Here is a 23,237-nt window from a genome sequence, read left to right as displayed (position 1 = left end):
TCTTGTCCACGATGAAAACAGCGGAGCACCGTAATTGATGACTATTCAGTCACAAAATGAATCATAGCACATTCCACGGGTGGAATCAACCGCCGGATTTACGTCTGATCGGTATATTTTTCCCAAAGATCCGGCCGGCGTTCTTTTGTTCTCTTTATTGCCTGGCTTTGCCGCCATTCAGCGATTTTTCCGTGGTCGCCGGACAGCAGAATGTCCGGCACCGCCATGCCGCGGAAGTCCGCCGGACGGGTATACTGCGGATACTCCAGCAGCCCATCCTCAAACGAGTCCGTGTGGGCGGACTGCTCATTTCCGAGTACTCCGGGCAAAAGGCGCGTAATGCTGTCTGCCATAACCATCGCGCCTAGTTCACCGCCGGTCAGCACAAAATCGCCGATCGAGTATTCATCCGTAATTAAATGCTCGCGGATCCGTTCGTCATAGCCTTCATAATGACCGCATATAAACATCAGCCGGTCTTCGCCGGCAAGCTCCCGGGCGTCCTCCTGCTTAAACGGCTTTCCCTGCGGACAGAGAAGAATAACCCGGTCCGGCGGAGCATCACCTGCGCTTTTGACCTGGGCAGCAGCGTCAAATACCGGCTGCGGCTTCAATACGAGACCGGCACCCCCGCCGTACGGGTAATCATCCACCTTGTTATGCTTGTCGTCTGTATAGTTCCTTATGTCATGGGTGTGAAAGGAGACGTGCCCTCTCTCAGCGGCACGGGCAAGAATGGAGTGGCCGAACACACTTTCAAACATACCCGGAAACAAGGTTAAAAAATCCATTCTCATTCCGGCAGCATTCCCTTCATTACCCTTACGGTAATACGTTTTTCGGCAACGTCCACATGCCGGACGACTTCTTCAATATAAGGAAGCAGAATGTCCTGCCGCCCTTCTGCCGGCTCCACCACCCACACGTCATTGGCTCCCGGGGTCAGGATTTCTTTCACATAACCGAGGCGGGTGCCTTCTTCCGTATAGACGTCTGCATCGATGATTTCATGAAAATAATATTCCGTTTCTTCAAGCGGGGCAAGCGCCGTTTCCGGTACAAAAAGCGCCGCATTTTTCATCCAGTCCACATCATCAATCGAATGAAATCCTTCGAATGTGAGCAGAATAAACTGCTTATGCGGACGGGAGCTTTTAATGACCAGCGGTTCATGGCCTGCTTCTGCCTCCGGCTTCTCCACGTATACCTCCTGCCCGGGCTGAAAACGCTCCTCCTCAAAGTCGCTGACGGATTTTACCCTGACTTCCCCACGTACGCCGTGCGTATTTACAATCGTGCCTATATTAAACCATTCCATCTTCGTCACTCGCTTTATGTTTTGATCTGATTTCTTTTACAATGCCCTCTTCCACTACAATGGTCCCCCAGTGCTCGCCTTCATGCCACGCGCTCCCCACCTCGATATCAAACATCACTTCCGTCGTGCCAAATGAAAGCTCCGAGCCGATCGGAAGATGCTCGAGCTGGTTCTGCAAAAAATAGAGCTGCTGCAGCTCTTCCTTTCGTTTTTCAATTTCCTTGTTGAATTTATCCATGGCCGACCAGCGGCCGTTCTCGGTCTCCCGTTCCTTGTTCTGCTTCTGCTTTTGAAAACGAAGCTGCTCCGTTTCCTCCAGCAGCCGGGATTTCTGCTGCTCGTATTTTTCCTGCAGCTCCTCTTTCAATGTTTCCGTCAGAATATGGTGAACGTTCATTTTTTTCATTACACGCACTTTATCACCTCTTCAAGGGCCCCGAAGCGGCAGCTAAACAGGGAGCTATTTTTGATCGTTCAACAGGGTAAGACGGACGTTTTTTCCTTCAGTCGAGGCTTTCGCCTGCAGGAGCGTTCTCACCGCCTGAATCGTTTTGCCCTGCCTGCCGATTACTTTTCCCGCGTCCTCCGGATGAACCCTCACTTCAATAAGCACCCGTCCGTTCTCTTCCGATTCCGTCATATTTATATCATCCGGATAATCCACGATCCGCTCCAATATTATGTAGGCAAAAGATTTCATCCACTCATCCTTTCCTGATATGTATTATTTTATCACAAACAAGCGGCCCCCGGGTCTTTCTCCGCAGACAGAGGGTATAAAGGCATGCTGCTGCATAAAAAAAGACCGCCTCGCCCTCTTCATTCCCTAAGGAAATGACGGGCACAGACGATCTTTTTAGCTTATTACTTTGCGTGCTTTTCGTTGTGCAGACGGGTCATAAGACCTTCCTGCGAAAACAGGTTACGAACAGTATCCGATGGTTTAGCACCGTCGAGCATCCACTTAAGAGCCTTCTCTTCGTTCACGTGGAACTCGGCAGGGTTAGTCAGCGGGTTGTACGTACCGATTTCTTCGATAAAACGTCCATCACGTGGTGCCCGGGAATCCGCTACTACCAAACGGTAGAAAGGACGCTTGTTCGAGCCCATGCGCTTTAATCTGATGCGCGTTGCCATATGCAAACACCTCCATTTTTTTCTCACATTTGCTTATTATAATAGCTTCTTTACGTGCTGTAAAGTGTTTTTCCTTGCCATATAAAAATTTTACATGAATGGCATCGAGAAATTGCCTTTTTTCTTGCCCTTTTGCTGCGAAGTCATCTGCTTCATCATTTTTTTCATGTCCTCAAACTGCTTGAGCAGACGGTTTACGTCCTGGATCGTCGTGCCGCTTCCTTTGGCAATCCGGCGCTTACGGCTTGCGTTCATCAAAGATGGATGCTGGCGTTCCTCTCTGGTCATGGAACGAACGATTGCCTCCACCCGTGTAATCTGATTGTCATCCATCTGGACATTTTTAAGGCCTTTCATTTTGCCGGCGCCAGGGATCATGCTCATAATATCTTCCATCGATCCCATGTTACGCACCTGGCCGAGCTGTTCGAGAAAGTCGTCGAACGTGAGATCCTGCGACCGCATTTTCTTTTCAAGCTCTTTGGCTTTGTCTTCATCCACATTGGTTTGTGCTTTTTCAATCAGGGAGAGCATATCGCCCATGCCGAGAATTCTTGAAGCCATCCGTTCCGGGTGAAACGGTTCAATGGCGTCAATTTTCTCTCCGGTACCGGCGAATTTGATCGGTTTATCCGTCACCGATTTAACCGACAGCGCTGCCCCGCCGCGGGTGTCCCCATCAAGCTTCGTCAGCGTCACGCCGGTAATGCCGAGCTGTTCATTAAAGCTTTCTGCCACGTTGACAGCGTCCTGCCCGGTCATCGAGTCCACCACGAGCATGATTTCATCCGGATTGACTGCTTCTTTCATACGCTGCAGCTCGTCCATCAAAGAATCATCCACGTGCAGACGGCCGGCTGTATCAATAAACAGATAATCGTAATGCTCTTCTTTAGCTTTTGCGAGCGACTGTTTGGCAATATCAACCGGGTCTGCTTCGGTTCCGAGAGAGAAGACGGGCATGTTCAGCTGCCGGCCCAGCGTCTCGAGCTGATCAATCGCTGCCGGACGGTAGACGTCCGCTGCCGCCATCAGAGGCTGGCGGTTTTTGTTTTTCCGCAAATAATTCGCAATTTTTGCGGATGTCGTCGTTTTCCCGGCGCCCTGCAGCCCGACCATCATTACTACCGTCGGCCCTTTAGCCGCTTTTGCAATTTCCGCCTGTTCGCCGCCCATCAGCTGGGTCAGCTCTTCGCTGACCACCTTGACCACCTGCTGGCCGGGCGTTAAGCTTTTCATCACTTCCTGGCCGGTCGCACGATCTTTTACGCTGTTGACGAACTGCTTTACGACTTTGTAGTTGACGTCTGCTTCAAGCAGCGCGAGCCGTACTTCGCGCATCATTGCTTTAACGTCTTCATCCGTAACTTTCCCACGGCTCTTCATATGGTCAAACGTGGACTGCAGACGTTCGCCTAATCCTTCAAATGCCATTACGAAACCCCTTCCTCTTCTAAATTTTCCAGCGTCTCTACCGCTTCAAGCAGCTGCGTTTTTTCCGGGAAATCGTCCGGAGCCAGCGCCTTTAACTGCTCGTACAGCGCCAGGCGCTTCTGGTATTTTTTATATAATCCAAGTTTTTCTTCATATTCCTCAAGCATCGTCTCGGTGCGCCGGATATTGTCGTACACCGCCTGACGGCTGACGTTAAATTCCTCCGAAATTTCACCCAGCGAAAAGTCGTCTAAATAATACCTTTCCAAATAGAGCCGCTGCTTGTTTGTCAGCAGCGGCTGGTAAAAATCAAACAGTGAATTCATCCGAACTGTTTTTTCGAGCATGCATACCACCTCTGGCGTTAAGTGCAATTACTTTACAGTTCATCTTACGAACCACAGCGGTTCTTGTCAAGAAATTGCATAACCGGATGCTACCGCTCCTCTGCATCGGCCGGCGTCTGTTCAATCATATCCTTAAACAGCCCGTAAACGAAATCCTCCGCTTCGAATGGCTGCAGATCATCCAGCTTTTCCCCGAGCCCGACCATTTTTACCGGAATGTTCAATTCGTTGCGGATCGCCATTACAATACCGCCCTTCGCGGTCCCGTCAAGCTTCGTTAAGATGATGCCGGAAACCTCCGTTGCCTCCCGGAAGGTTTTTGCCTGACTCATGGCATTCTGGCCGGTGGTAGCGTCCAGAACGAGAAGCACTTCGTGAGGTGCCTCGGGAATTTCCCGCGTAATGACACGCTTTACTTTCGCAAGCTCATTCATTAGATTGACCTTGTTTTGCAGACGGCCTGCTGTATCGCAGAGAAGCACATCTGCCTGTCTCGATTTGGCTGACTTGATCGCATCGTAAATGACCGCCGCCGGGTCACTTCCGGCCTGCTGCTTGATAACGTCCACTCCGGCACGCTCTCCCCAGCCCTCGAGCTGCTCAATTGCCCCGGCACGAAACGTGTCCCCGGCTGCGAGAACAACTTTTTTTCCTTCTGCTTTCATTTGATGGGCCATTTTCCCGATCGTTGTCGTTTTCCCGACGCCGTTCACGCCGACAAAAAGCATGACAGTCATTCCGTCCGGATTCATGTTCAGCTTGGAATCTTCTCCGGTGCGGTCCAGCTTTTCCGCCATTTTTTCCGTAATCAGCGGAGTGAGCTTTTCCGTCGTCCGGATATTTTTCAGGAGCGATTCGTTTCGCAGCTCGTCGATAATTTCCATCACAGTTTCCACACCGACATCTGAGCTGATCAAAATTTCTTCGAGTTCTTCAAAGAAATCTTCATTTACTTCGCGGTACTGGGCAAACAGTTCATTCATCGCTTCGGAAAAAGAAGATCTTGTTTTTGCCAGCCCTTCACGGAAACGGCTCGAAAGCGAAACACGCCGTTCTTCTTCGGGTTCTTCTTTACCTGATTCCTGTGCTTCCTGCTTCGCTTCTTCCCTGGCTTCTTCTTCCGCCGCTTCGCCGGCCATTCGTTTTTTTAATCGTTGAAAAAGACTCATGCTTTTCACTCCTTACACTTCCAGTAGTTCATCCGCTTCTTCCAGGCGGACAGATACCATTTTTGATACGCCTGATTCTTCCATTGTAATTCCATAAAGTACGTCGGCTTCCTCCATGGTAGCCTTGCGGTGGCTGATCACAATAAACTGAGTCGTTTCACTGAACGAGCGCAGGTATTTCGCAAAGCGTACGAGGTTCGCTTCATCAAGAGCGGCTTCCACTTCGTCCAGTACGCAGAACGGAGCCGGTTTTACTTTGATAATGGCAAACAGAAGCGCGATGGCTGTCAGCGCCTTCTCCCCACCGGATAGAAGAGACAGGTGCTGCCTTTTTTTACCGGGCGGCCGGGCGGAAATATCCACTCCCGTATGAAGCAGATTCTCCGGATCCGTAAGCACCAGATCCGCTTCCCCGCCGCCAAACAGCTTCGCAAAGACGTGCTGAAATTCTTCGCGGATCGCATGATACGTAGCGGCAAAACGCTCCGTCACTTCTGTGTCCATTTCATCGATCACATCCTGCAGCGACTGTCTTGCCTCCATCAGATCCTCCTGCTGGCTGCTTAAAAAGCGGTGACGCTCCGTGACCCGTTCGCATTCTTCAATCGCCCCGAGATTCACAGTTCCGAGCTCTTCGATGCCAAGCTGAAGCAGGTGCACTTCGTCTTTTGCCTGCTCCGGGCTTACGGACAGCGTATGCTTCTGTTTCGCCCGTTCAAACGATAATTCATATTCTGACTGCAGGTAGGTGATTTTATTTTCGAGCGTCACATCGAGACGGTTCATGCGCACCGTTGTTTCATGAAGACGGTCCCGGCTTTCCTGAAAGCGGTCATTCTGAACTGAGGCTGTTGCTTCGATTTGTTCTGCAGCACGGGCTGCACGATTCTTTTGTTCATTCAGCTGCTCCTGCAGCCGCTCAATCTTTTCCTTAGCAGCTTTCGCTTCTTCGACCAACTCATCCCAGTCCTGGCTGCTATGGTCGTTATTTAAATGCTCTTCCCAGGCAGCTGCCCGCTCTTTACGCGCGGAGACGACCTGTTCAAGTTCTTCTTTTTCCCTGTGCAGCCGTTCTTTTTCTTTATGCTGGGCAGAGACATTTTCCCGGAGAGCTGCCGTCTGCACTTTTCTTTCTGTCTCCTGCTCCCGGAGCAACGCTTCTTCCTCGTCCCGCCTGGAGTACTCCTGTTCGAGCGCGTCGATCGATGCTTTCAGCTCTGTAATGGCTTTTTCGACTCTTGTCCGGTTTTCTTCAAGCACCTGCAGACGCTCATCAAGACGTTCTTTCTCTTCCTCAAGCGAGGAATATTCCCGGTCAAACATGCCGAGACGGGAATCAAGGCGGTCGTGCTCCTGCTCGCTTTTACGGCGTGCTTCCTTTTTCTCCTCAAGCTGCCCGGTATACTCCCGGGCTCTCTGCTGCTTATCGCTCGCAGCCGCTTTCTGCTTTTTTACAGCCTGCTTCGTCTGATCAACTGTTTTCTCCCAGGCTGCAGTCTTTTCTTCTATTTCCGATAAATTATTTCTTAACTCGCGAAGCTCACGCTGTTTTTCGAGAAGCGTGCCCTTCTGGTTCTGCGTTTTTCCTCCGCTCATCGAGCCCCCGGGGTTTACGACATCTCCTTCAAGAGTGACGATGCGGATTTTATAGCTGCACGCTGCCGCCAGGCGGTTAGCCGTTTCCAGCTGGTCCACTACAAAAATATGGCCAAGCAGCTGGTCACGGACATGCTCATATCCCTGGCGGACATGCACAAGCTCTCCGGCCGTGCCGACAAAACCGGTAAACGTCTGTGCTTTTTCATAGCTGGACCGATCGGCCCGTCTCGGACGCACCGTTTCGGAGGGGAGCAGCGTCGCCCGCCCCTTCTGATGCTTTCGCAAATACGCAATTGCCTCGCGTGCGTCTTTTTCGGTCTGCGTCACAATATGCTGGAGGGAAGCGCCAAGCGCCGTTTCCATCGCCTCCACATATTCTCCCGGTACATCCATCAGCTCAGCCACCGAGCCGATAATGCCTGAAAGCTTTTGTTCCCGGGCCTTTAAAATTTCTTTGGCCCCCTGGTAATAGCCGGCATACTCCTCCTGCATTTCTTCAAGCATACGGATTTTTGATTTTTTTTCGTCAACGTACCGGTACGCTTTATACAGTTTGTCTTCCTGCTCTTTTAATTTTTCTTCCAGGCGCTCTTCTTCTCTGGTGGCTGCTTCAGCTTCCGAGCGCGCGTTTTCCGTTTGGCGGGAGAGCGCTTCCTCTTCTTTTTTCTGCTCCTTAACGAGCTGCGCGGAATTCCCGCGCTCTTCAAGAAACGATTGATTATCCTCTTTCAATGCTCTCATACGCCGCTCGAGAGAAGCTTTCTGGTCTGTCACGTATCGGGTTTCGTTTCCTACAGACGCCTGTTCATTGAGTTTTTCAATGTATTCGCTTTTTTCTTCTTCAAGGTCTTTTCCGTTCATTTCCTGGTAGGAGCGCAGCTGCTTTTGAACCGAACGCAGTTCATTCATCCCGCTCGTGAGAGCTTCATTTTCTTTTTCATACCGTTCTTTTTGCTCCCGGTAAGCGTTTGTTACGCTGCTCAGCTTTGCCTCGTCTTCCTCGAGTGCTTTTTTTTCTGCTTCTAGCTTTTCGGCTGCATGTTTTCCCTGTTCATTTGAAAGGTTACGGTCCCCTTCACGTTTTTCGAGATTTCTGGCCGCTTCCACATAGCCGTTCTGCACCTGCTGGTGGAACCGGGCAAGCAGCGCTTCGAAAGCCCGGGCTTTGCGGGCGGCCGCTTCCGTGTGTTCTTTTTTCTGCTTCCAGCGTCTGTTGTGCTGCTCTTCTTTTTTCTCCTGCTCCTGGGCTGCTTTCCAGTCGGTATGCAGTTCTTCAATTTCATGCACGAGCAGAGCGGATTCCAGCGCTTCAAGCTCTTCACGCTTGGCGAGGTAGTCCTTCGCTTCGGATGCCTGTATCTGCAGCGGCTCCATCTGCTCATTCAATTCATGCAGAATGTCTTTTACCCGGTGCAGGTTCGCCTCTGTTGATTCAAATTTTCTTTCAGCTTCCTGCTTGCGCTGCTTGTATTTCAATACCCCGGAAGCTTCTTCAAACATCGCCCGCCGCTCTTCCGGCCGGCTGTTTAACACCTCTTCGACCCGGCCCTGGCCAATAATCGAAAAAGATTCTTTTCCCATGCCGGAATCCATAAACAGATCAATAATATCTTTGCGGCGGCATTTTGTCCGGTTCAGCAGATACTCGCTTTCTCCGGAGCGGTACAAACGGCGTGTCACGCTTATTTCACTATATTCATATGGAAGGCTTCCGTCTTCATTATCAAGCACGAGCGTAACTTCCGCAATATTCAGCCCACGCCGGGTATCGCTTCCGGAAAATATCACGTCTTCCATGCGGGCGCCGCGCAGCGACCGGGCCGACTGTTCCCCGAGTACCCACCGGATGCTGTCGGAAATATTACTTTTGCCGCTGCCGTTCGGGCCGACGACGGTCGTAATGCCGGGGTTAAAATCAATATGTAAACGGTCGGCAAACGATTTAAACCCTTTAATTTCTATTCGTTTCAGGAACAAAGGTATGCCCCCTCTTATTTTATAGTATGTACTGATAGCGCCGGGCGCTGTCCTCTGCTGTTTATATTTTATCACAACACGCACGCCGGCAGAACTCGACCTAAATCCCCCTTTGTCAAACGCGGGAAAAACCACTACAATAATATTAACGTTGTCATTAAAACACCGTGGAAGCTTTTTAAAGAGATGAACCACGGGTTTTTAAACTGGACGGAGTGGAGGAGAAGAAATTCGCATGAGTTTAGAACAAGCAAGCCGTGATAACCTGGATTACATGATTACCGAACTGCAGAAAAAATTACAGATCGTCAATGTTTCTGTAATGCAGCCGGAGCATTATGACGTCGATCAATACCATGAGATTAAAGAAATCTACGACATGGTGGATTCCAAAAATAATATCAGCGTCAGCGAGATGCAGGCCATCGTTTCCGAGCTCGGCCATCTGCGCAAAGGCTGATCCGCACATTTAAACAACCGCCAGCGTTTGGCGGTTGTTTTTTTAATTTCGTTTATTCACGGCGCTGCAGCTGTTCAAGGGTAGCCTGGGCTGCCCGCTGCTCCGCTTCTTTTTTTGACCGTCCGCGGCCGGCACCGGCGCGCGCGTCGTTTAAGGAGACCGCCGAATGAAATTCCCTGTTATGGGCCGGCCCCTGCTCATCGGTGATTTCATAGGAAATCACGCCCAGGTTTTCCTTCTGGACGAATTCCTGCAGCTGGCTTTTGTAATCGGCTGTCACGGAAAACGCCCCTTCGTCGAGCTTCGGAAAGACGAAGCGCTCCAAAAACTGCTCGACGTTTGAAAGTCCCTGATCAAGATACATTGCTCCGACGAACGATTCGAATACGTCTGCGAGCAGCGCCGGCCGGGTCCGGCCGCCCGTCATTTCTTCGCCTTTCCCCATAAGGACCACATTTCCAAATTGCAATTCCTCGGCCAAGCTAGCTAGCGAAGCTTCACATACCATTGCGGCGCGGAGTTTTGTCATATCGCCTTCCGTCATGGAAGGAAATTCGCGGAACAAATGATTGGAAACCGCCAGCTCCAATACAGCATCGCCGAGAAATTCCAAACGTTCGTTATCCCTTACGTGCTTCATGCGATGTTCATTTACATAGGAAGAGTGCGTGAAAGCCTGGCGCAGCAGCTGCTCGTCTGCAAATGAAACCTGCAGCTCGCGGAGAATGGACTGCATAAGTTCATGCTGTCTGGCTGTAAATACTGCTTTCTCCCTGGACTGGCTTTTGGACGATGTAGGTTTTGGCAAAAATGAACCTCCCTTAAAATAATGTCGGGTATTACATAGAAAAGCCCAGCCCGCTTACACAGGACGTGGGCTTGCTTTCTACTACTGCTTCTCTATGTAATTGATTACATCACCGACTGTTTGAATTTTTTCTGCTTCTTCATCAGAAATTTCCAGATCAAATTCATCTTCCAGTTCCATGACTAATTCTACTACATCCAGAGAATCCGCGCCGAGATCTTCCTTAAAGGTCGCGTCTTTATTGACGTTCGCCTCATCCACCCCGAGGTGGTCTGCAACGATTTTTTTCACACGTTCGAGTGTTTCTGCCATTCCTTTCACCTCCTTTAAAGAATCGTTTCGGCTTCATTCCATTCTTTCCACTTCTGAGCGCGAATGAAACCGCTGTGTCACCGATATTTTATGGCATTACCATGCCGCCGTCAACATGCAGCGTCTGCCCGGTCATATATTTGGCGCTGTCTGAAGCGAGAAACAACACCGTATTGGCCACGTCTTCCGTCTCCCCGAGCTTTTGAAGCGGAATCTGCTGCATCATCTGCTCCTTCGTGTCTTCTTCGAGCTCGTCGGTCATTTCCGTGGAGATAAACCCTGGTGCGACAGCGTTCACCCGGATATTTCTCGAAGCAAGCTCACGGGCGAGCGTTTTCGTGAGCCCGACTACTCCTGCTTTTGATGCCGTATAGTTCGCCTGTCCGGGGTTGCCGGTCGTTCCTACGACAGAAGCCATATTGATGATCGTTCCGCCCCGTTTTTTCATCATCGGACGGGCCGCTGCCCGGGATGTTAAAAACACACTTTTTAAATTTGTATCAATGACGTCATCCCATTCGTCTTCTTTCATGCGCATTAACAGGTTATCCTTCGTGATACCGGCGTTATTTACAAGCACGTCAATACCGCCGAATTCCTCTGTCACCTGCTTGAGCATTTCTTTGACATCCGATTCATTCGATACATCCGCCTGGATCACAAGCGTCTTTACGCCGTGCTCTTTGCACTCCGAAGCGGTTTCCTCGGCTTTTTCCCTGCTGCCGGCGTAGTTGATCGCAACGTTCGCTCCCTGAGCGGCAAAGCCAAGGGCGATGGCTTTGCCGATACCTCTTGACGCCCCGGTTACAAGCACGCTTTGTCCTTCGAAATTCATGACGATGCACTCCTTTTTTCAAGCCATTTATCCAGCGATGCTTCGTCCTGTACTGCATGTACATCCAGGCCGCGGCGCTGAATCCTCCGGATCATTCCACTCAGGACGCTGCCAGGACCAATTTCTACAAGTTCCGTTACACCAAGGTCAATCAGGCGGCGCACCGAATCTTCCCAGTGAACCGGGGAGGTTACCTGCGCAATCAGCTGCTGACGGATGGCGGATGGGTCCGAGGTTTCCTTGGCATCCACATTCGCTATGAGCGGGCGGCGCGGCCCGCGGATCTCAACGTTTTGCAGAGCATCCGCCAGCTTTTCCTCCGCCGGCTTCATAAACGAGGAATGAAAAGGACCGCTCACCTGCAGCGGCACCACTTTCTTCGCCCCGCGGTCCGGAGCGTGCTCCTCCACATAGCGCACGCCTTCCCGGCTTCCGGAGATAACAATCTGTCCGGGGGCGTTCAGGTTGGCCAGCTGTACTTTATCAGCGGCTTCTGTCGCTTCATCCACAAGCTCCTGCAGATCTTCACGCTCCATGCCCATAACTGCGGCCATCGTTCCTTTACCCTCGGGGTCCGCTTCAGCCATCCATTTTCCCCGTTTGGCCACAACAGCAGCGGCGTCTGCGAATTTGAGCGCGCCATTTGCCACCAGCGCCGAATACTCTCCGAGGCTGTGGCCGGCGGTGTAATCGGCCTGCACGCCCTTTTCCTCCACAAGCGCATGAAGGGCGGAGCTCATCGTAAGCAGTGCCGGCTGCGTGTATTCTGTCTGGGTTAATGTTTCTTCCGGGCCGTTAAACATAATATCGGTCAGGCTGTATCCAAGCGCTTCATCTGCTTCCTGAAAGACGGTACGGGCCGTCGGAGCGTTGTCATATAATTCTTTTCCCATTCCAACAAACTGGGATCCCTGACCGGGAAAGATAAAAGCCGTTTTTCCCATTGTAATGCCTCCTACTCTTCTAAGTGCTTCTGCATAAGGTGTGTCACGTTTTCCTGGGCCATCTGCCGGGCCTGGCGGATCGAATGATAGACGGAAATATGGTCGGATGACCCGTGACATTTAATCAGCGGCGCCTGCAGGCCCACAAGCGTAGCGCCGCCGTGATTGGAGTAATTCATTTTCTCACGTAGATGCGTCAGGCCTGTTTTCATCATGGCAGCAGCCAGCTTTGTCCGCAGACTTGCCATAAATTCTTTTTTCAGAAGCGAAAACAGAGTGGATGCAGTGCCTTCGATGGATTTTAACACGAGGTTTCCGGAGAAGCCGTCGCAGACCGCTACGTCACAGACACCATCGAGCAGATCCCTTGATTCCACGTTTCCGACGAAATTCACGGGAGCATGCTCGAGCAATTCATACGTCTCTTTCATTAAATTATTGCCCTTGCCCTTTTCTGTGCCAATATTAACAAGTCCGACCCGAGGGTTTTCAATGCCCCGTACCAGCTGCATATATGTACTGCCTAAAATCGCATGCTGGTACAGGTGATTCGCTTTTGCATCCATATTCGCTCCGGCATCAAGCAGCAGAAAGCCTGTGCCGTCCACCGTCGGGAGTGTCGGAGCAAGTGCCGGCCGCTCCACGCCGTGTATTCTCCCAATATGCAGGAGCCCAGCCGTCATAAAAGCCCCGGTATTGCCGCAAGAAATACCTGCTGCTGCCCGGCCCTCTTTCACTTCCTGTACGGAAAGAACCATCGAGGACTGCTTTTTGCGACGGATGGCTTTGGTCGGGGACTCGTCCCCATCAATCACTTCATCGGTATGCAAAATATCAATACGTTCTGTTTTGGATAAATGTTTTTTTATTTGAGGCTCAGAACCCACCAGTGTAATCTCGATATCTTTAAAAGCTTGAACAGCAGCCATTGCTCCAGCCACCTGGGCTTTAGGAGAATGATCGCCGCCCATCGCATCGACTACAATTCTCATTTTTTTAGTCTCCTTATTCGCTCACCGAAGCAGCGTGGGAACGGTACATGACGAATTCGCCCTGAAACACTTCTTCCCCCTGCACGCGGCTTGTTACCGTAACATATGTTTTTCTTTCGGTCTTTTTTGTAACGACCGCTTTGGCAATAATTCGTTCTCCGAGAAGCACCTGCCGGTTAAATTCAAGTGAGGAGCGCATCGTAAGCGCCAGTTCATCGTTGATCACGGCTACAGCAAGGGAGTTCGCCTGCGCAAACAGATAATGTCCGCGCGCAATGCCGTTCCTTGAGAATACGTGATCCTCCGTAATTTCAAGCATGCTGATCGCCTCGTGGTCCAGATGGAGGTCAATAACCTCCCCGATCACTTCTTCGAGCGGCAGCGCCTTGACTTCGTCAAGCCTTTCTTTAGCAACGTGCTTGATTCTCTCCCGGTGCTCCGGGATCGAGAGCTCCAGGCGGTCCAGACGGACAGTCTGGACGCTCACCTGAAATGACCGGGCCAGTGCTTCGTCGGTAATAAAAGGATTAGAGGCAATAACAGTCTGAAGTTCTTCCTGCCTTGCCTTTTTATTTTTTCGGGCCATAATAATCATCCACTTCTATGAGTAGGTACTAATAGTAGTATATAGACCGATTTCTTTCATTTCAACCACTAATCCAGTTTATCTTTTTGAAAGGCCCCGGCTTCTTCAAGATATTCACGGAGGGGCCGGTATTTTTCATCCTTCCAGAACACCTCGCTTCGTATTAATTTCGCCGCATCGTCCCGGGCGGTCTCGAGCGCTTTAAAGTCATGGACCACGTCCGCAATTTTAAAATCAGGCAGTCCGCTCTGCTTTTTTCCAAAAAAATCTCCCGGCCCGCGCAGCTCCAGGTCTTTTTCCGAAAGGACAAACCCGTCCTCGGTTTCCTGCATGATATTCATCCGCTCCTGGCCGGTTTCGGATTTAGGGTCGGCCAAAAGCACACAATAGGACTGGTGCTCTCCGCGTCCAACACGGCCCCGCAGCTGATGCAGCTGGGAAAGGCCAAAGCGTTCTGCGTCATAAATCACCATCATCGTGGCGTTTGGCACGTTCACACCGACCTCTACGACCGTCGTCGAAACGAGAATATCAAGCTCATGGCTGGCAAACCGCTGCATGACGTCCTCCTTTTCTTCGGCCGGAAGACGTCCGTGCATCAGGCCGACCTGATATCCCGGGAAGAACTGCATCAGCTGGGCATGCACGTCAATCGCGTTTTGAACATCGAGCGCTTCTGACTCTTCAATGAGCGGACAGATGACATAGGCCTGCCGCCCCTGATCGATTTCTTTCTGCACAAAACGAAGCACCCGCTCAAGCATCTGCGGCTTCGCCCAGTAGGTTTCAATCGGTTTCCGGCCCGGCGGCATTTCGTCAATCACTGACACGTCCATATCCCCGTAGACGCTGATAGCAAGCGTACGGGGGATCGGGGTGGCAGTCATAAACAATACGTCCGGGTCCTCCCCTTTTTCTTTAAGAATCCGGCGCTGACCGACCCCAAACCGGTGCTGCTCATCAGTGATGACAAGCTTCAGGTTATTAAACTGCACCGGCTCCTGGATGAGGGCATGAGTGCCGATGATAATATCGATGGTGCCGTCGGTAATGCGTTCATAGACGTTCCGCTTTTCCTTCTGACGCATCGAACCGGTCAGCAGACCCACAGTCACCTCTGTTCCTGCAAACAGCTCCTGAAGAGACTCATAGTGCTGCTCGGCAAGAATTTCTGTCGGCACCATCAGAGCCGACTGGGCGTTTCCGGTAAATACGGCCTGCATGGCAATCGAGGCCACCACTGTTTTTCCGGAGCCCACATCCCCCTGCAAAAGCCGGTTCATCCGGATGGGAGCCTCAATATCCTCAAGGATTTCCCGCACTACTCTTTTCTGCGCATTCGTGAGCGGAAACGGCAGCTGCTTTTCAAAATCCGCCGTCGCCTCTGCATCATACACAAATGGCACCGCTGAGGCTGACTGGCGCTCCATTCGTTTAAACATCTGCATCTTCAACTGAAAAAACAGCAGTTCTTCATAGACGTAGCGCCTTCTTGCGTGCTTCAGCTGTTCCCGGCTCTCTGGCTGGTGAAGCGCCAGAAATGTTTCGGGTTTTCCCGGCAGGCGGTACCGTTCGCGGATTTCTTCCGGCAGGTTTTCAGGGACTACCTGCGAGACGTGTTTTACGGCTTCAGCCTGAATACGCTGCATCTGCTTGACCGTCAGACTCCCGGTCACGCTGTAGATTGGCTCAAGCTGCTTTGCCGGGTCGGGGGCGCCGGCCCGAAAATCCTGCACCGAGATGGTGAGTCGGTGCTTGTCCCACTTTCCGGTGATAGTCACCTGCCTGCCGACTTCTATCTGCTTTTTTAAAAACGCCCGGTTAAAAAACACCGCCGTTACCAGTAAATGATCAATTAATATCCGCACGGTCATCCGGGATTTTTTTTTGCCAAAAAAACGCACAGACGGCTCCGACTGCACTTCGCCGGTAATCGTTACTTTTTCCTGGTGCTTCAATTCTTCTATAGGAACCACTTCGTGGTTTTCATATCGATAAGGGAAATGATGAAGCAGGTCGTCAATCGTTGTAATACCAAGCTGCTCGAGCTCCCGCTGTTTTTCTTCTCCTACACCTTTTAAGTCAGAGACCGGTGATTGAAGCGTCGAATTCATAAACCGTCCCTTCCTTCCTGCTTTTGCTGTATTATACGAACGGTTGTTCACCTTTCATTATATACGTTTCCTTTTTCGCGCGAAAGAGTTACTCCTGCGCGTGAAACAAAAAAATAAGCCGCCCGGGGCAGCTTATTCCACAGAAACGATATATTGATACAGCGGCTGTCCGCCCGTGTGCATTTCTATTTCCACATCCGGGTATGCCTGCTCAAGCTCTGCGGCAAGTTCATCCGCCAGCTCTTCGCTCACATCCTCACCGCTGATCAGCGTAATAATTTCGCTCTCGCTGTCGACCATCCGTGCAAGCAGTTCCTGAAAAGCCTGTTTCATTTCCCCATGAACGGTAACAATATCTTTTTCCCAGATGCCCATAAAATCGCCTTCCTGAATCTTTTTTCCTTCGATGCTGGTTTCTCTTACGGCATGGGTGATCTGGCCGGATTTAACGTACCGGGTGGCTTCTTTCATTGCTTCTTCATTTGCCTCAGCCTCTTTTGTTTCGTCAAACGCAAGCATGCCGGCGAGACCCTGCGGCACCGTTTTCGTCGGAATAACCGTTACCTGCTTGTCACTGATGTCTGCTGCCTGCTCCGCAGCCATTACAATGTTGCCGTTATTTGGCAGTATAAACACATGCTCCGCCTGCACCCGGCTGATGGCCTCGAGAAGGTCCTCGGTGCTCGGATTCATTGACTGCCCGCCGTGGACAACCTCCTGAACTCCGAGGCTTTCAAAGAGCGAGGCTACTCCGTCACCAGTCGTCACGGTCACAAAGCCGTAGGGTACAAGAGACGCGGAAGTCTCAGGCCTTTCTGACAATCCTTCCTGCTGCAGGGCACGATTCTGCTCACGCATATTTTCAATTTTTATATGAATCAGCTCTCCGTACCGCTGGGATTTTTCCAGAATTTTCCCTGGTTCTTCGGCATGAATATGAACCTTCAGCAGTTCTTCATCACAGACCACCAAAAGAGAATCCCCGTGGGCCGACAGCTCTTCCCGGAATGCTTCTTCCTGAAAGGAAGGATCAATGTCTGCAAAGCGGACCATTACTTCGGTACAGTATCCGTACGTAATAGCTTCGGCTCCGCCCTGGGCGGCCGGATCCTTATGGTGCTCGAGCTTCACAAGCTGGTCAAGCGAAGGCACAGATTCTCCTTCTTCTTCCTCCTGCCCGGTTAGGGCGTGCAGCATCCCCTCATATATGTGCACAAGCCCCTGGCCGCCCGAGTCAACTACACCAACCTCCTTCAGGACTGGCAGCTGCTCGGGCGTATAAGCAAGCGCTTCTTTAGCCGCCTTCAAAAACCGCCGCATCCATTCCTCCAGCGCAAGCTCACTGGCGTTATGTTCATTTTTCATAGCAAGAGACGCTTCCCTGGCTACCGTGAGAATCGTTCCTTCCACCGGCTTCATCACTGCCCGGTAGGCAGCATCCACTCCCTGTTCAAAAGCTTCTGCTACGTCAGGAGTACGGAGCTCAGACTTTTTTTCCATAGATTTGGCAAAGCCGCGAAACAGCTGCGACAAAATAACGCCGGAGTTTCCACGCGCTCCCATTAACAATCCTTTGGAAAAGTGTTTGGCCGTCTCTCCGGCATGCTGGTTCTCCTTGAGCTGTTCGACGCCGGAACGGATCGTCAAACTCATATTGGTGCCTGTGTCCCCGTCCGGAACTGGAAACACATTCAATGCGTCTACCTCTTTGCTGTGTTTTTGCAGTGCGGAAGCTCCCTGCTTCAGCATCCTTCCCAGTTCAGGACCGCGTACTAATTGATCCATTTTTCTCTCTCCTTCATCCGTCTCTTCCTATGGTGAGGCCGATTCAATTTGAACGCCCTGAACATATACATTCACAGCGGACACATCCAGCCCAAGCATTTTCTGCAGCTGATACTTCACTTTTCGCTGCACATTGTGCGCCACTTCAGAAATTTTCGTACCATAGCTTACAATAATATACATATCAATATGGATAAGACCGTCCTCTTCCCGGACGACTACCCCACGGGAATAATTTTCTCTTCGCAGCAGTTCCGACAGGTTGTCCTTAAAATGTTTCCTCGACGCCATGCCTACGATTCCGTAGCAGTCCATGGCTGCCGCTCCCACGGCAGTGGCAAGCACTTCGAGTGTAATATCGACCGTGCCGTTTGACGAATATATTTCGAAACTCATGTCTCGATTCCTTCCTTTCCGGACGCCGGCTGTATCCGGACGCTCCAGCTTCTTTTCAAAGTAACTATGCCATTATCACTATAACCACGTTTTCCTTAAATGAAAAGCATAATTGTATTTTTGGCGAATCAACATTGCGTGTGTACAGGCTCTGTGCTAATATATTTGAGTATGGGTAATTTTGTTTGATATTAATAAGGAGGTGCCGCATATGTCCCGCAAGTGCTATGTAACTGGGAAAGGCCCTAAAGCCGGAAATAACCGTTCTCACGCCAACAATGCAACGAAACGCCGTTGGGGAGCTAACGTGCAAAAAGTCCGCATTCTTGTAAACGGTAAGCCAAAACGCGTATACGTTTCCGCTAGAGCATTAAAATCTGGTAAAGTCACACGCGTATAAAGCAAAAAGCGGCCATAGAGCCGCTTTTTTTATGAGTGTTTTTAGTTTACATAATAATATTATTCACTGCTTTAATTCTTCGATCGCCTTCGCTTTATCCTCCTGCTTGAACAGGGCAGAGCCCGACACAAGCACATTTGCCCCGGCTTCGAGACAGTCTTTGGCTGTTTCCCGGCTGACCCCGCCGTCCACTTCAATCTCGAGCTCCGGATTAACGACATCCGCCGCTTTTTTCACTGCTCTGATTTTGTCGAGGACGTTCGGAATAAACGCCTGGCCGCCAAAGCCCGGGTTTACAGTCATTAAAAGCACAAGGTCAACATCCGGCAGAATATGAGTGATCATTTCCACCGGGGTCGCCGGATTTAACACTACGCCCGCCCGGCAGCCGGCTTCTTTAATCTGCTGGATCGTACGGTGCACATGAGGACATGCTTCTACATGCACCGAAATAATGTCGGCACCCGCCCGGGCAAAATCTTCAATGTAGCGTTCCGGCTTTTCAATCATCAAGTGCACGTCAAACGGTTTATCGCTGTACGGACGAATGGACTCGATGACCGGAAGCCCGAACGTGATATTCGGAACGAAGTGGCCGTCCATGACATCGATATGTATATAATCCGCCCCGGCTTCGTCAATTTCCTTCACCGCCCGGCCCAATTCCGCAAAATCAGCTGACAGGATGGAAGGTGCTATTTTTATCATCGTTAATACCTCCTCGGAGTGGATGCAATTTCTTCGTGGAACTGCTTGTAATGCTCGTAGCGGTGGGACGGGATCCGTCCTTCCTCCACGTCGAGCCTTATGGCACAGCCCGGCTCCTGCCGGTGGGAGCATCCGCGGAATTTGCAGTCAGGCATTCTTGCCCGCATTTCCGGAAAACAGATATCAAGATCTTCAGCTGTAATCGAACCAAAATCAAGCGAGCTGAACCCGGGCGTGTCTGCCACCCATCCGCCGTTAACCCGCAGGAACTCTACGTGCCTTGTCGTATGCTTCCCCCGCCCGAGAGCCCCGGAAATGTTCGCTGTCTCGAGATCAAGATCAGGAGCCACCGCATTCAGGAGCGAGGATTTCCCCACTCCCGACTGTCCTGATAAAAGAGAATACTTCTCCGGAAAATAAGCAGCGGCCTCTTCGATGCCTTCGCCTGTTTTCGTCGAGTAAAAGTGGAACGGATAGCCGATATCCTCATAGTCCTTCTGAATGACGCGCAGCATCTCTCTTTTTTCCTCGTCTGCCTTGTCCCATTTACTTACTAAAATCACCGGCTTGATTTCCTCGTTTTCCACATGCACAAGAAAACGGTCGAGCAGCCAGGTGGAAAAATCAGGCTCGACAGCGGAAAATATGAGCAGCGCCTGGTCAATATTTGCGACCGGCGGGCGCACCAGTTCATTGCTTCGTTCTTTAATTTCTAGTACGTATCCGTCTGTATGATTTTCTGCTTCAAACCGTACAAAGTCACCTACAAGCGGTTTGATTTTCTGTTTGCGGAACAGTCCCCGGCCCCGGCACTGAAAATATCCTTCTTCACTGTCCACATAGTAGAACCCGCTGACTGCTTTTACAATTCGACCTGTTGCCATACCTTCGCCCCTTCTTGTAATATTGGGCTCTCTCCTGCCCAGTCCGCATCCCACACAGCTGTCTGCGCTGCGGGAAAGACGTGCGGAATTAATTCCGTTGAGCCACTCACAACAAACATTTCTGGAAGCAGCCAGTAAAAAAATGCCGCTCCTGAAAATACGAGTATACAGGCCACAACGTACGGCCATTTTTTAGTTTTTTCCGGCTGCCGGTCGGCCTTTGTTTCCAGGGCGGAATCCTGCTGCTCATCTTCCTGAACAGCCGGCGCTGCTACCATCGTGTCTTCTTTGGCCACCTGGGGGTCCGACCATTCCCGCTCCCGGGCATTGGTGTGGCCCTCCTGGATGAAATAAGGGCGTTCGTTTCTTCTCTCGTCCGAGAGCGCCGAACGGATGTCCTCATACATTTCTTCGGCGCTCGCGTAACGGTCATCCGGGCTTTTAGCCGCAGCTTTTAGGATAACGTTCGACAGGCTCTGCGGGAGGCCCTGCCGCAGCTGCATCGGGTCCGGAAGCGGCTCCTGAATATGCTTTAAAGCAATACTTACAGCGGATTCTGCATCGTAGGGAATCACCCCGGTCACCATTTCAAACAAAACGATACCGGCAGCATAAATATCTGAGCGTGCACTTACCACTCCGCCTCTCGCCTGCTCCGGCGAAATATAATGGACGGAGCCCATCATCGTATTGGTCTGTGTGATCGTGGAAGCAGACGCAGCACGGGCAATGCCGAAATCAGCTACTTTTATTTCCCCGCGGTCGTTGGAAAGAAGATTGTGGGGCTTGATGTCCCGGTGGATGATGCCGTGACTGTGCGCCTGCATCAGCGCCTCAAGCAGCTGCCTGGTCATATGTACCGCCTGCTCAAGCGGCAAAGGTCCATGCAGGCGGATCATTTCCTTCACCGTCTGGCCCTCCACGTATTCCATAACGATATAATGCAGCTCCCGCTCTTCGCCAACGTCATAAATATTGACCGTGTTTCTATGGCCCAAAATGGTGGCTGCCCGGGACTCGCGGCGGAACCGCTGCAAAAATTCCTCATCGCCGTTAAACTGCGGCTGAAGAACTTTAATTGCCACCAGCCGTTCCAAAATCATATCCTCTCCGAGATACACGTACGCCATACCGCCGCTCCCAAGGAGGCGTTTAATATGATAACGGTCACTGATACGGCGTCCGATCAGTTGGTCCATACCTCTTCCTCCCGCATTACCACCGCAATTGTTATATTATCTTCGCCTCCGCGGTCGTTGGCTGCCTGCACCATCGCTTCCACACCTTCGCGAAGGTGCTTGTGAGAAGCAAGCATTCCGGCCATATCTTCAGCGTCAAGCTTATTCGTCAGCCCGTCGGTACAAAGAAGCACGCCGTCCCCTTCGCCCCATTCATACGTATAGATGTCAGGGGAAAGGCCGCGGTCCGTGCCGAGTGCTTTCGTTAATATATTTTTCTGCGGATGCGACTCCGCTTCGAGTGCTGAAATCTGCCCTTTATTATACAGCTCCTGCACGAGAGAGTGATCTTCACTCTGCTGCTGAACCGTACGGTCCGTCCAGATATAGCTGCGGCTGTCACCGATATTTCCGGTGACGGTAAACGACGGGTGGCAGATGGATGCGACAAGGGTCGTTCCCATTCCCGCATGCTCCGGATAATGATGGGCGTGGCGGATGATGGCTTCATTTGCTTTCATCATGTTGTCAGTCAGCCACTCCGACGCCTCTTCAATTGAATTGACAGACGGATTTTCCTCCCACGCGTCCTTTAACGTCTGATAAGCCATGGCGCTTGCCACGTCTCCGGCCGAATGTCCGCCCATTCCATCGGCAACGACGGCTAAAACAATGCCGGAAGCATGCGTGACGATGCCTCCGGTATCTTCATTATGAGGCCGGATTTTCCCCCGGTCTGTTAAAAACATATGGTTCACTGGGAATTAGCCTCCGTTTCTTCTTTCCGCTGGTTGGCACGCAGCTGTCCGCAGGCTGCATCGATATCGTGCCCCTGCTCACGCCGGATCGTTACGTTCACCCCGCGGTCTTTTAATGCTTTTTCAAACGCAAAAATGTCGTTTCTTGTGGTACGAACGTAGTTTCTTTCCGGCACATCGTTCACAGGAATCAGATTGACGTGGCATTTCAAATCACCGATCAGGTCGGCGAGCTCTTCCGCGTCCTCTTTCTGGTCATTTACCTGGCCGAACAGGCCGTATTCAAATGTGACTCTTCGGTTCGTTTTCTTCTGGTAGTAGCGGATGGAATCCATCAGCTCCGAAACATCCCAAGCGCGGTTAATCGGCATCAGCCGGCTGCGGGTCTCTGTGTTTGCTGCGTGGAGAGATACTGCGAAATTAATCTGCATGTTTTCATTGGCAAAGTCATAAATGCGCGGCACGACCCCGCTTGTAGAAACGGTAATATGGCGTGCACCGATGTTTAAGCCGTCATCGTGATTGACTACGCGCAGAAAATTCATCAGGCCGTCGTAGTTATCGAACGGCTCGCCGATGCCCATGACCACGATAGAGCTTACACGTTCGTCTCTTTCATCAAGCAGACGCTGGGATTCGAGCACCTGGGCGGTAATTTCGCCACCTTCAAGGTTTCTTTTCAGGCCGCCAAGTGTGGAAGCACAGAAGGTACAGCCGAGCCGGCATCCTACCTGGGTGGTTACACAAACACTGTAGCCGTAGTCATGCTTCATCAGTACGGTTTCGATCGTATAGCCGTCCTGCAGTTCAAACAAAATCTTAATGGTGCCGTCCTGGGACTGCTGATGGATGACCTCTTTTAACGTCGTCAGTGTAAACGTGCTTTCGAGCTTTTCGCGAAGCGTTTTCGGGATGTTGGTCATTTCCTCAAATGAGGTCACGCGCTTTTGATACATCCATTCAAACAGCTGCTTTGCACGGAATGCCGGTTCCCCGTTTTCTTTTAACCATTGTTGAAGTTCCTCGTATTCCAAGCTGTACATGGAGGGGCTGTCCGTTTGCGGGGCAGGCGCCTCCTTTTTTAAAATCTGCATGC

The 23,237-nt window shown here is 51.2% G+C and carries 25 protein-coding genes; 2 read left to right on the top strand and 23 right to left on the bottom strand.

The window, feature by feature from the left end:
- Positions 1 to 98: 98 nt before the first annotated feature.
- The 9 genes from trmD to smc form a co-directional block, all read right to left on the bottom strand.
- On the bottom strand, positions 99 to 797 hold the full coding sequence (gene trmD / locus ACTRXH_RS02270; RefSeq protein ID WP_474280394.1) for a tRNA (guanosine(37)-N1)-methyltransferase TrmD: 699 nt from the start codon (positions 795 to 797) through the stop codon (positions 99 to 101).
- Positions 794 to 1,318, bottom strand: a complete 525-nt coding sequence (gene rimM, locus ACTRXH_RS02265) for a ribosome maturation factor RimM (protein ID WP_474260459.1) — start codon at positions 1,316 to 1,318, stop codon at positions 794 to 796. The genes trmD and rimM overlap by 4 nt, the downstream gene beginning before the upstream one ends.
- Positions 1,305 to 1,724: a YlqD family protein gene (locus ACTRXH_RS02260; RefSeq protein ID WP_322525241.1), complete on the bottom strand. Its 420-nt coding sequence runs from the start codon at positions 1,722 to 1,724 to the stop codon at positions 1,305 to 1,307. The genes rimM and ACTRXH_RS02260 overlap by 14 nt, the downstream gene beginning before the upstream one ends.
- Positions 1,725 to 1,778: 54 nt before the next feature.
- Positions 1,779 to 2,018: a KH domain-containing protein gene (locus tag ACTRXH_RS02255; RefSeq protein WP_474280392.1), complete on the bottom strand. Its 240-nt coding sequence runs from the start codon at positions 2,016 to 2,018 to the stop codon at positions 1,779 to 1,781.
- A 164-nt stretch (positions 2,019 to 2,182) separates the two neighbouring features.
- Positions 2,183 to 2,455 carry a 30S ribosomal protein S16 gene (gene rpsP, locus ACTRXH_RS02250; protein ID WP_079476141.1) on the bottom strand — a complete coding sequence of 91 codons (273 nt, stop codon included), beginning with the start codon at positions 2,453 to 2,455 and terminating at the stop codon, positions 2,183 to 2,185.
- A gap of 90 nt (positions 2,456 to 2,545) precedes the next feature.
- Positions 2,546 to 3,889, bottom strand: coding sequence for a signal recognition particle protein (ffh, locus tag ACTRXH_RS02245; RefSeq protein WP_474260455.1), 1,344 nt, complete (start codon positions 3,887 to 3,889; stop codon positions 2,546 to 2,548).
- Entirely contained in the window at positions 3,889 to 4,236 is a 348-nt protein-coding gene (locus ACTRXH_RS02240; protein ID WP_474260453.1) for a putative DNA-binding protein, read from the bottom strand. The genes ffh and ACTRXH_RS02240 overlap by 1 nt, the downstream gene beginning before the upstream one ends.
- Positions 4,237 to 4,325: 89 nt before the next feature.
- The gene (gene ftsY / locus ACTRXH_RS02235) at positions 4,326 to 5,405 is read right to left on the bottom strand and encodes a signal recognition particle-docking protein FtsY (protein WP_474260451.1); all 1,080 of its coding nucleotides are present in this window, start codon (positions 5,403 to 5,405) and stop codon (positions 4,326 to 4,328) included.
- 12 nt (positions 5,406 to 5,417) lie between these two features.
- Positions 5,418 to 8,981, bottom strand: a complete 3,564-nt coding sequence (gene smc, locus ACTRXH_RS02230) for a chromosome segregation protein SMC (RefSeq protein WP_474280390.1) — start codon at positions 8,979 to 8,981, stop codon at positions 5,418 to 5,420.
- Between the two features lie 235 nt (positions 8,982 to 9,216).
- Here smc and ACTRXH_RS02225 point away from each other — a divergent pair, with 235 nt between their 5' ends.
- Positions 9,217 to 9,441, top strand: coding sequence for a DUF1128 domain-containing protein (locus tag ACTRXH_RS02225; RefSeq protein WP_298784279.1), 225 nt, complete (start codon positions 9,217 to 9,219; stop codon positions 9,439 to 9,441).
- A gap of 52 nt (positions 9,442 to 9,493) precedes the next feature.
- Here the strand turns inward: ACTRXH_RS02225 and rnc are convergent, their stop codons facing one another.
- From rnc to ACTRXH_RS02180, 9 genes are all read right to left on the bottom strand, one after another.
- On the bottom strand, positions 9,494 to 10,177 hold the full coding sequence (rnc, locus tag ACTRXH_RS02220; protein WP_474277703.1) for a ribonuclease III: 684 nt from the start codon (positions 10,175 to 10,177) through the stop codon (positions 9,494 to 9,496).
- 153 nt (positions 10,178 to 10,330) lie between these two features.
- Complete coding sequence (gene acpP, locus ACTRXH_RS02215) at positions 10,331 to 10,561, bottom strand: acyl carrier protein (protein WP_462865279.1); 231 nt, start codon at positions 10,559 to 10,561, stop codon at positions 10,331 to 10,333.
- 88 nt (positions 10,562 to 10,649) lie between these two features.
- The gene (gene fabG / locus ACTRXH_RS02210; RefSeq protein ID WP_474260446.1) at positions 10,650 to 11,396 is read right to left on the bottom strand and encodes a 3-oxoacyl-[acyl-carrier-protein] reductase; all 747 of its coding nucleotides are present in this window, start codon (positions 11,394 to 11,396) and stop codon (positions 10,650 to 10,652) included.
- Entirely contained in the window at positions 11,393 to 12,340 is a 948-nt protein-coding gene (fabD, locus tag ACTRXH_RS02205; protein ID WP_474280388.1) for an ACP S-malonyltransferase, read from the bottom strand. The genes fabG and fabD overlap by 4 nt, the downstream gene beginning before the upstream one ends.
- A gap of 11 nt (positions 12,341 to 12,351) precedes the next feature.
- Entirely contained in the window at positions 12,352 to 13,332 is a 981-nt protein-coding gene (gene plsX, locus ACTRXH_RS02200) for a phosphate acyltransferase PlsX (RefSeq protein WP_474260442.1), read from the bottom strand.
- A 13-nt stretch (positions 13,333 to 13,345) separates the two neighbouring features.
- Positions 13,346 to 13,918, bottom strand: a complete 573-nt coding sequence (gene fapR / locus ACTRXH_RS02195; protein WP_474260440.1) for a transcription factor FapR — start codon at positions 13,916 to 13,918, stop codon at positions 13,346 to 13,348.
- Positions 13,919 to 13,986: 68 nt separating this feature from the next.
- On the bottom strand, positions 13,987 to 16,032 hold the full coding sequence (gene recG / locus ACTRXH_RS02190; protein WP_474280386.1) for an ATP-dependent DNA helicase RecG: 2,046 nt from the start codon (positions 16,030 to 16,032) through the stop codon (positions 13,987 to 13,989).
- 132 nt (positions 16,033 to 16,164) lie between these two features.
- Positions 16,165 to 17,817: a DAK2 domain-containing protein gene (locus ACTRXH_RS02185; RefSeq protein ID WP_474280384.1), complete on the bottom strand. Its 1,653-nt coding sequence runs from the start codon at positions 17,815 to 17,817 to the stop codon at positions 16,165 to 16,167.
- A 27-nt stretch (positions 17,818 to 17,844) separates the two neighbouring features.
- On the bottom strand, positions 17,845 to 18,213 hold the full coding sequence (locus ACTRXH_RS02180) for an Asp23/Gls24 family envelope stress response protein (RefSeq protein ID WP_322524635.1): 369 nt from the start codon (positions 18,211 to 18,213) through the stop codon (positions 17,845 to 17,847).
- A gap of 211 nt (positions 18,214 to 18,424) precedes the next feature.
- Between ACTRXH_RS02180 and rpmB the strand changes: the two genes are divergently transcribed.
- Entirely contained in the window at positions 18,425 to 18,613 is a 189-nt protein-coding gene (gene rpmB / locus ACTRXH_RS02175) for a 50S ribosomal protein L28 (protein WP_022792731.1), read from the top strand.
- A gap of 63 nt (positions 18,614 to 18,676) precedes the next feature.
- On the opposite strand, the gene rpe is transcribed toward rpmB, so the two are convergent.
- From rpe to rlmN, 5 genes are read right to left on the bottom strand one after another with little or no spacing between them, the layout of a single operon-like run.
- Positions 18,677 to 19,321: a ribulose-phosphate 3-epimerase gene (rpe, locus tag ACTRXH_RS02170; RefSeq protein ID WP_474277288.1), complete on the bottom strand. Its 645-nt coding sequence runs from the start codon at positions 19,319 to 19,321 to the stop codon at positions 18,677 to 18,679.
- A 2-nt stretch (positions 19,322 to 19,323) separates the two neighbouring features.
- Positions 19,324 to 20,205: a ribosome small subunit-dependent GTPase A gene (rsgA, locus tag ACTRXH_RS02165; protein WP_474260432.1), complete on the bottom strand. Its 882-nt coding sequence runs from the start codon at positions 20,203 to 20,205 to the stop codon at positions 19,324 to 19,326.
- A complete protein-coding gene (gene pknB, locus ACTRXH_RS02160) occupies positions 20,184 to 21,404 on the bottom strand; it encodes a Stk1 family PASTA domain-containing Ser/Thr kinase (protein WP_474280382.1) in 1,221 nt (406 codons plus the stop codon). The genes rsgA and pknB overlap by 22 nt, the downstream gene beginning before the upstream one ends.
- Positions 21,392 to 22,132, bottom strand: coding sequence for a Stp1/IreP family PP2C-type Ser/Thr phosphatase (locus ACTRXH_RS02155; RefSeq protein WP_474280743.1), 741 nt, complete (start codon positions 22,130 to 22,132; stop codon positions 21,392 to 21,394). The genes pknB and ACTRXH_RS02155 overlap by 13 nt, the downstream gene beginning before the upstream one ends.
- 5 nt (positions 22,133 to 22,137) lie before the next feature.
- On the bottom strand, positions 22,138 to 23,235 hold the full coding sequence (rlmN, locus tag ACTRXH_RS02150; protein ID WP_474260428.1) for a dual-specificity RNA methyltransferase RlmN: 1,098 nt from the start codon (positions 23,233 to 23,235) through the stop codon (positions 22,138 to 22,140).
- Between the last annotated feature and the right edge of the window lie 2 nt (positions 23,236 to 23,237).

The sequence above is a fragment of the Marinococcus sp. LNHM5E3-2.1 genome (genome assembly GCF_056034365.1).
This window is presented reverse-complemented; position numbering and strand designations above follow the sequence as displayed.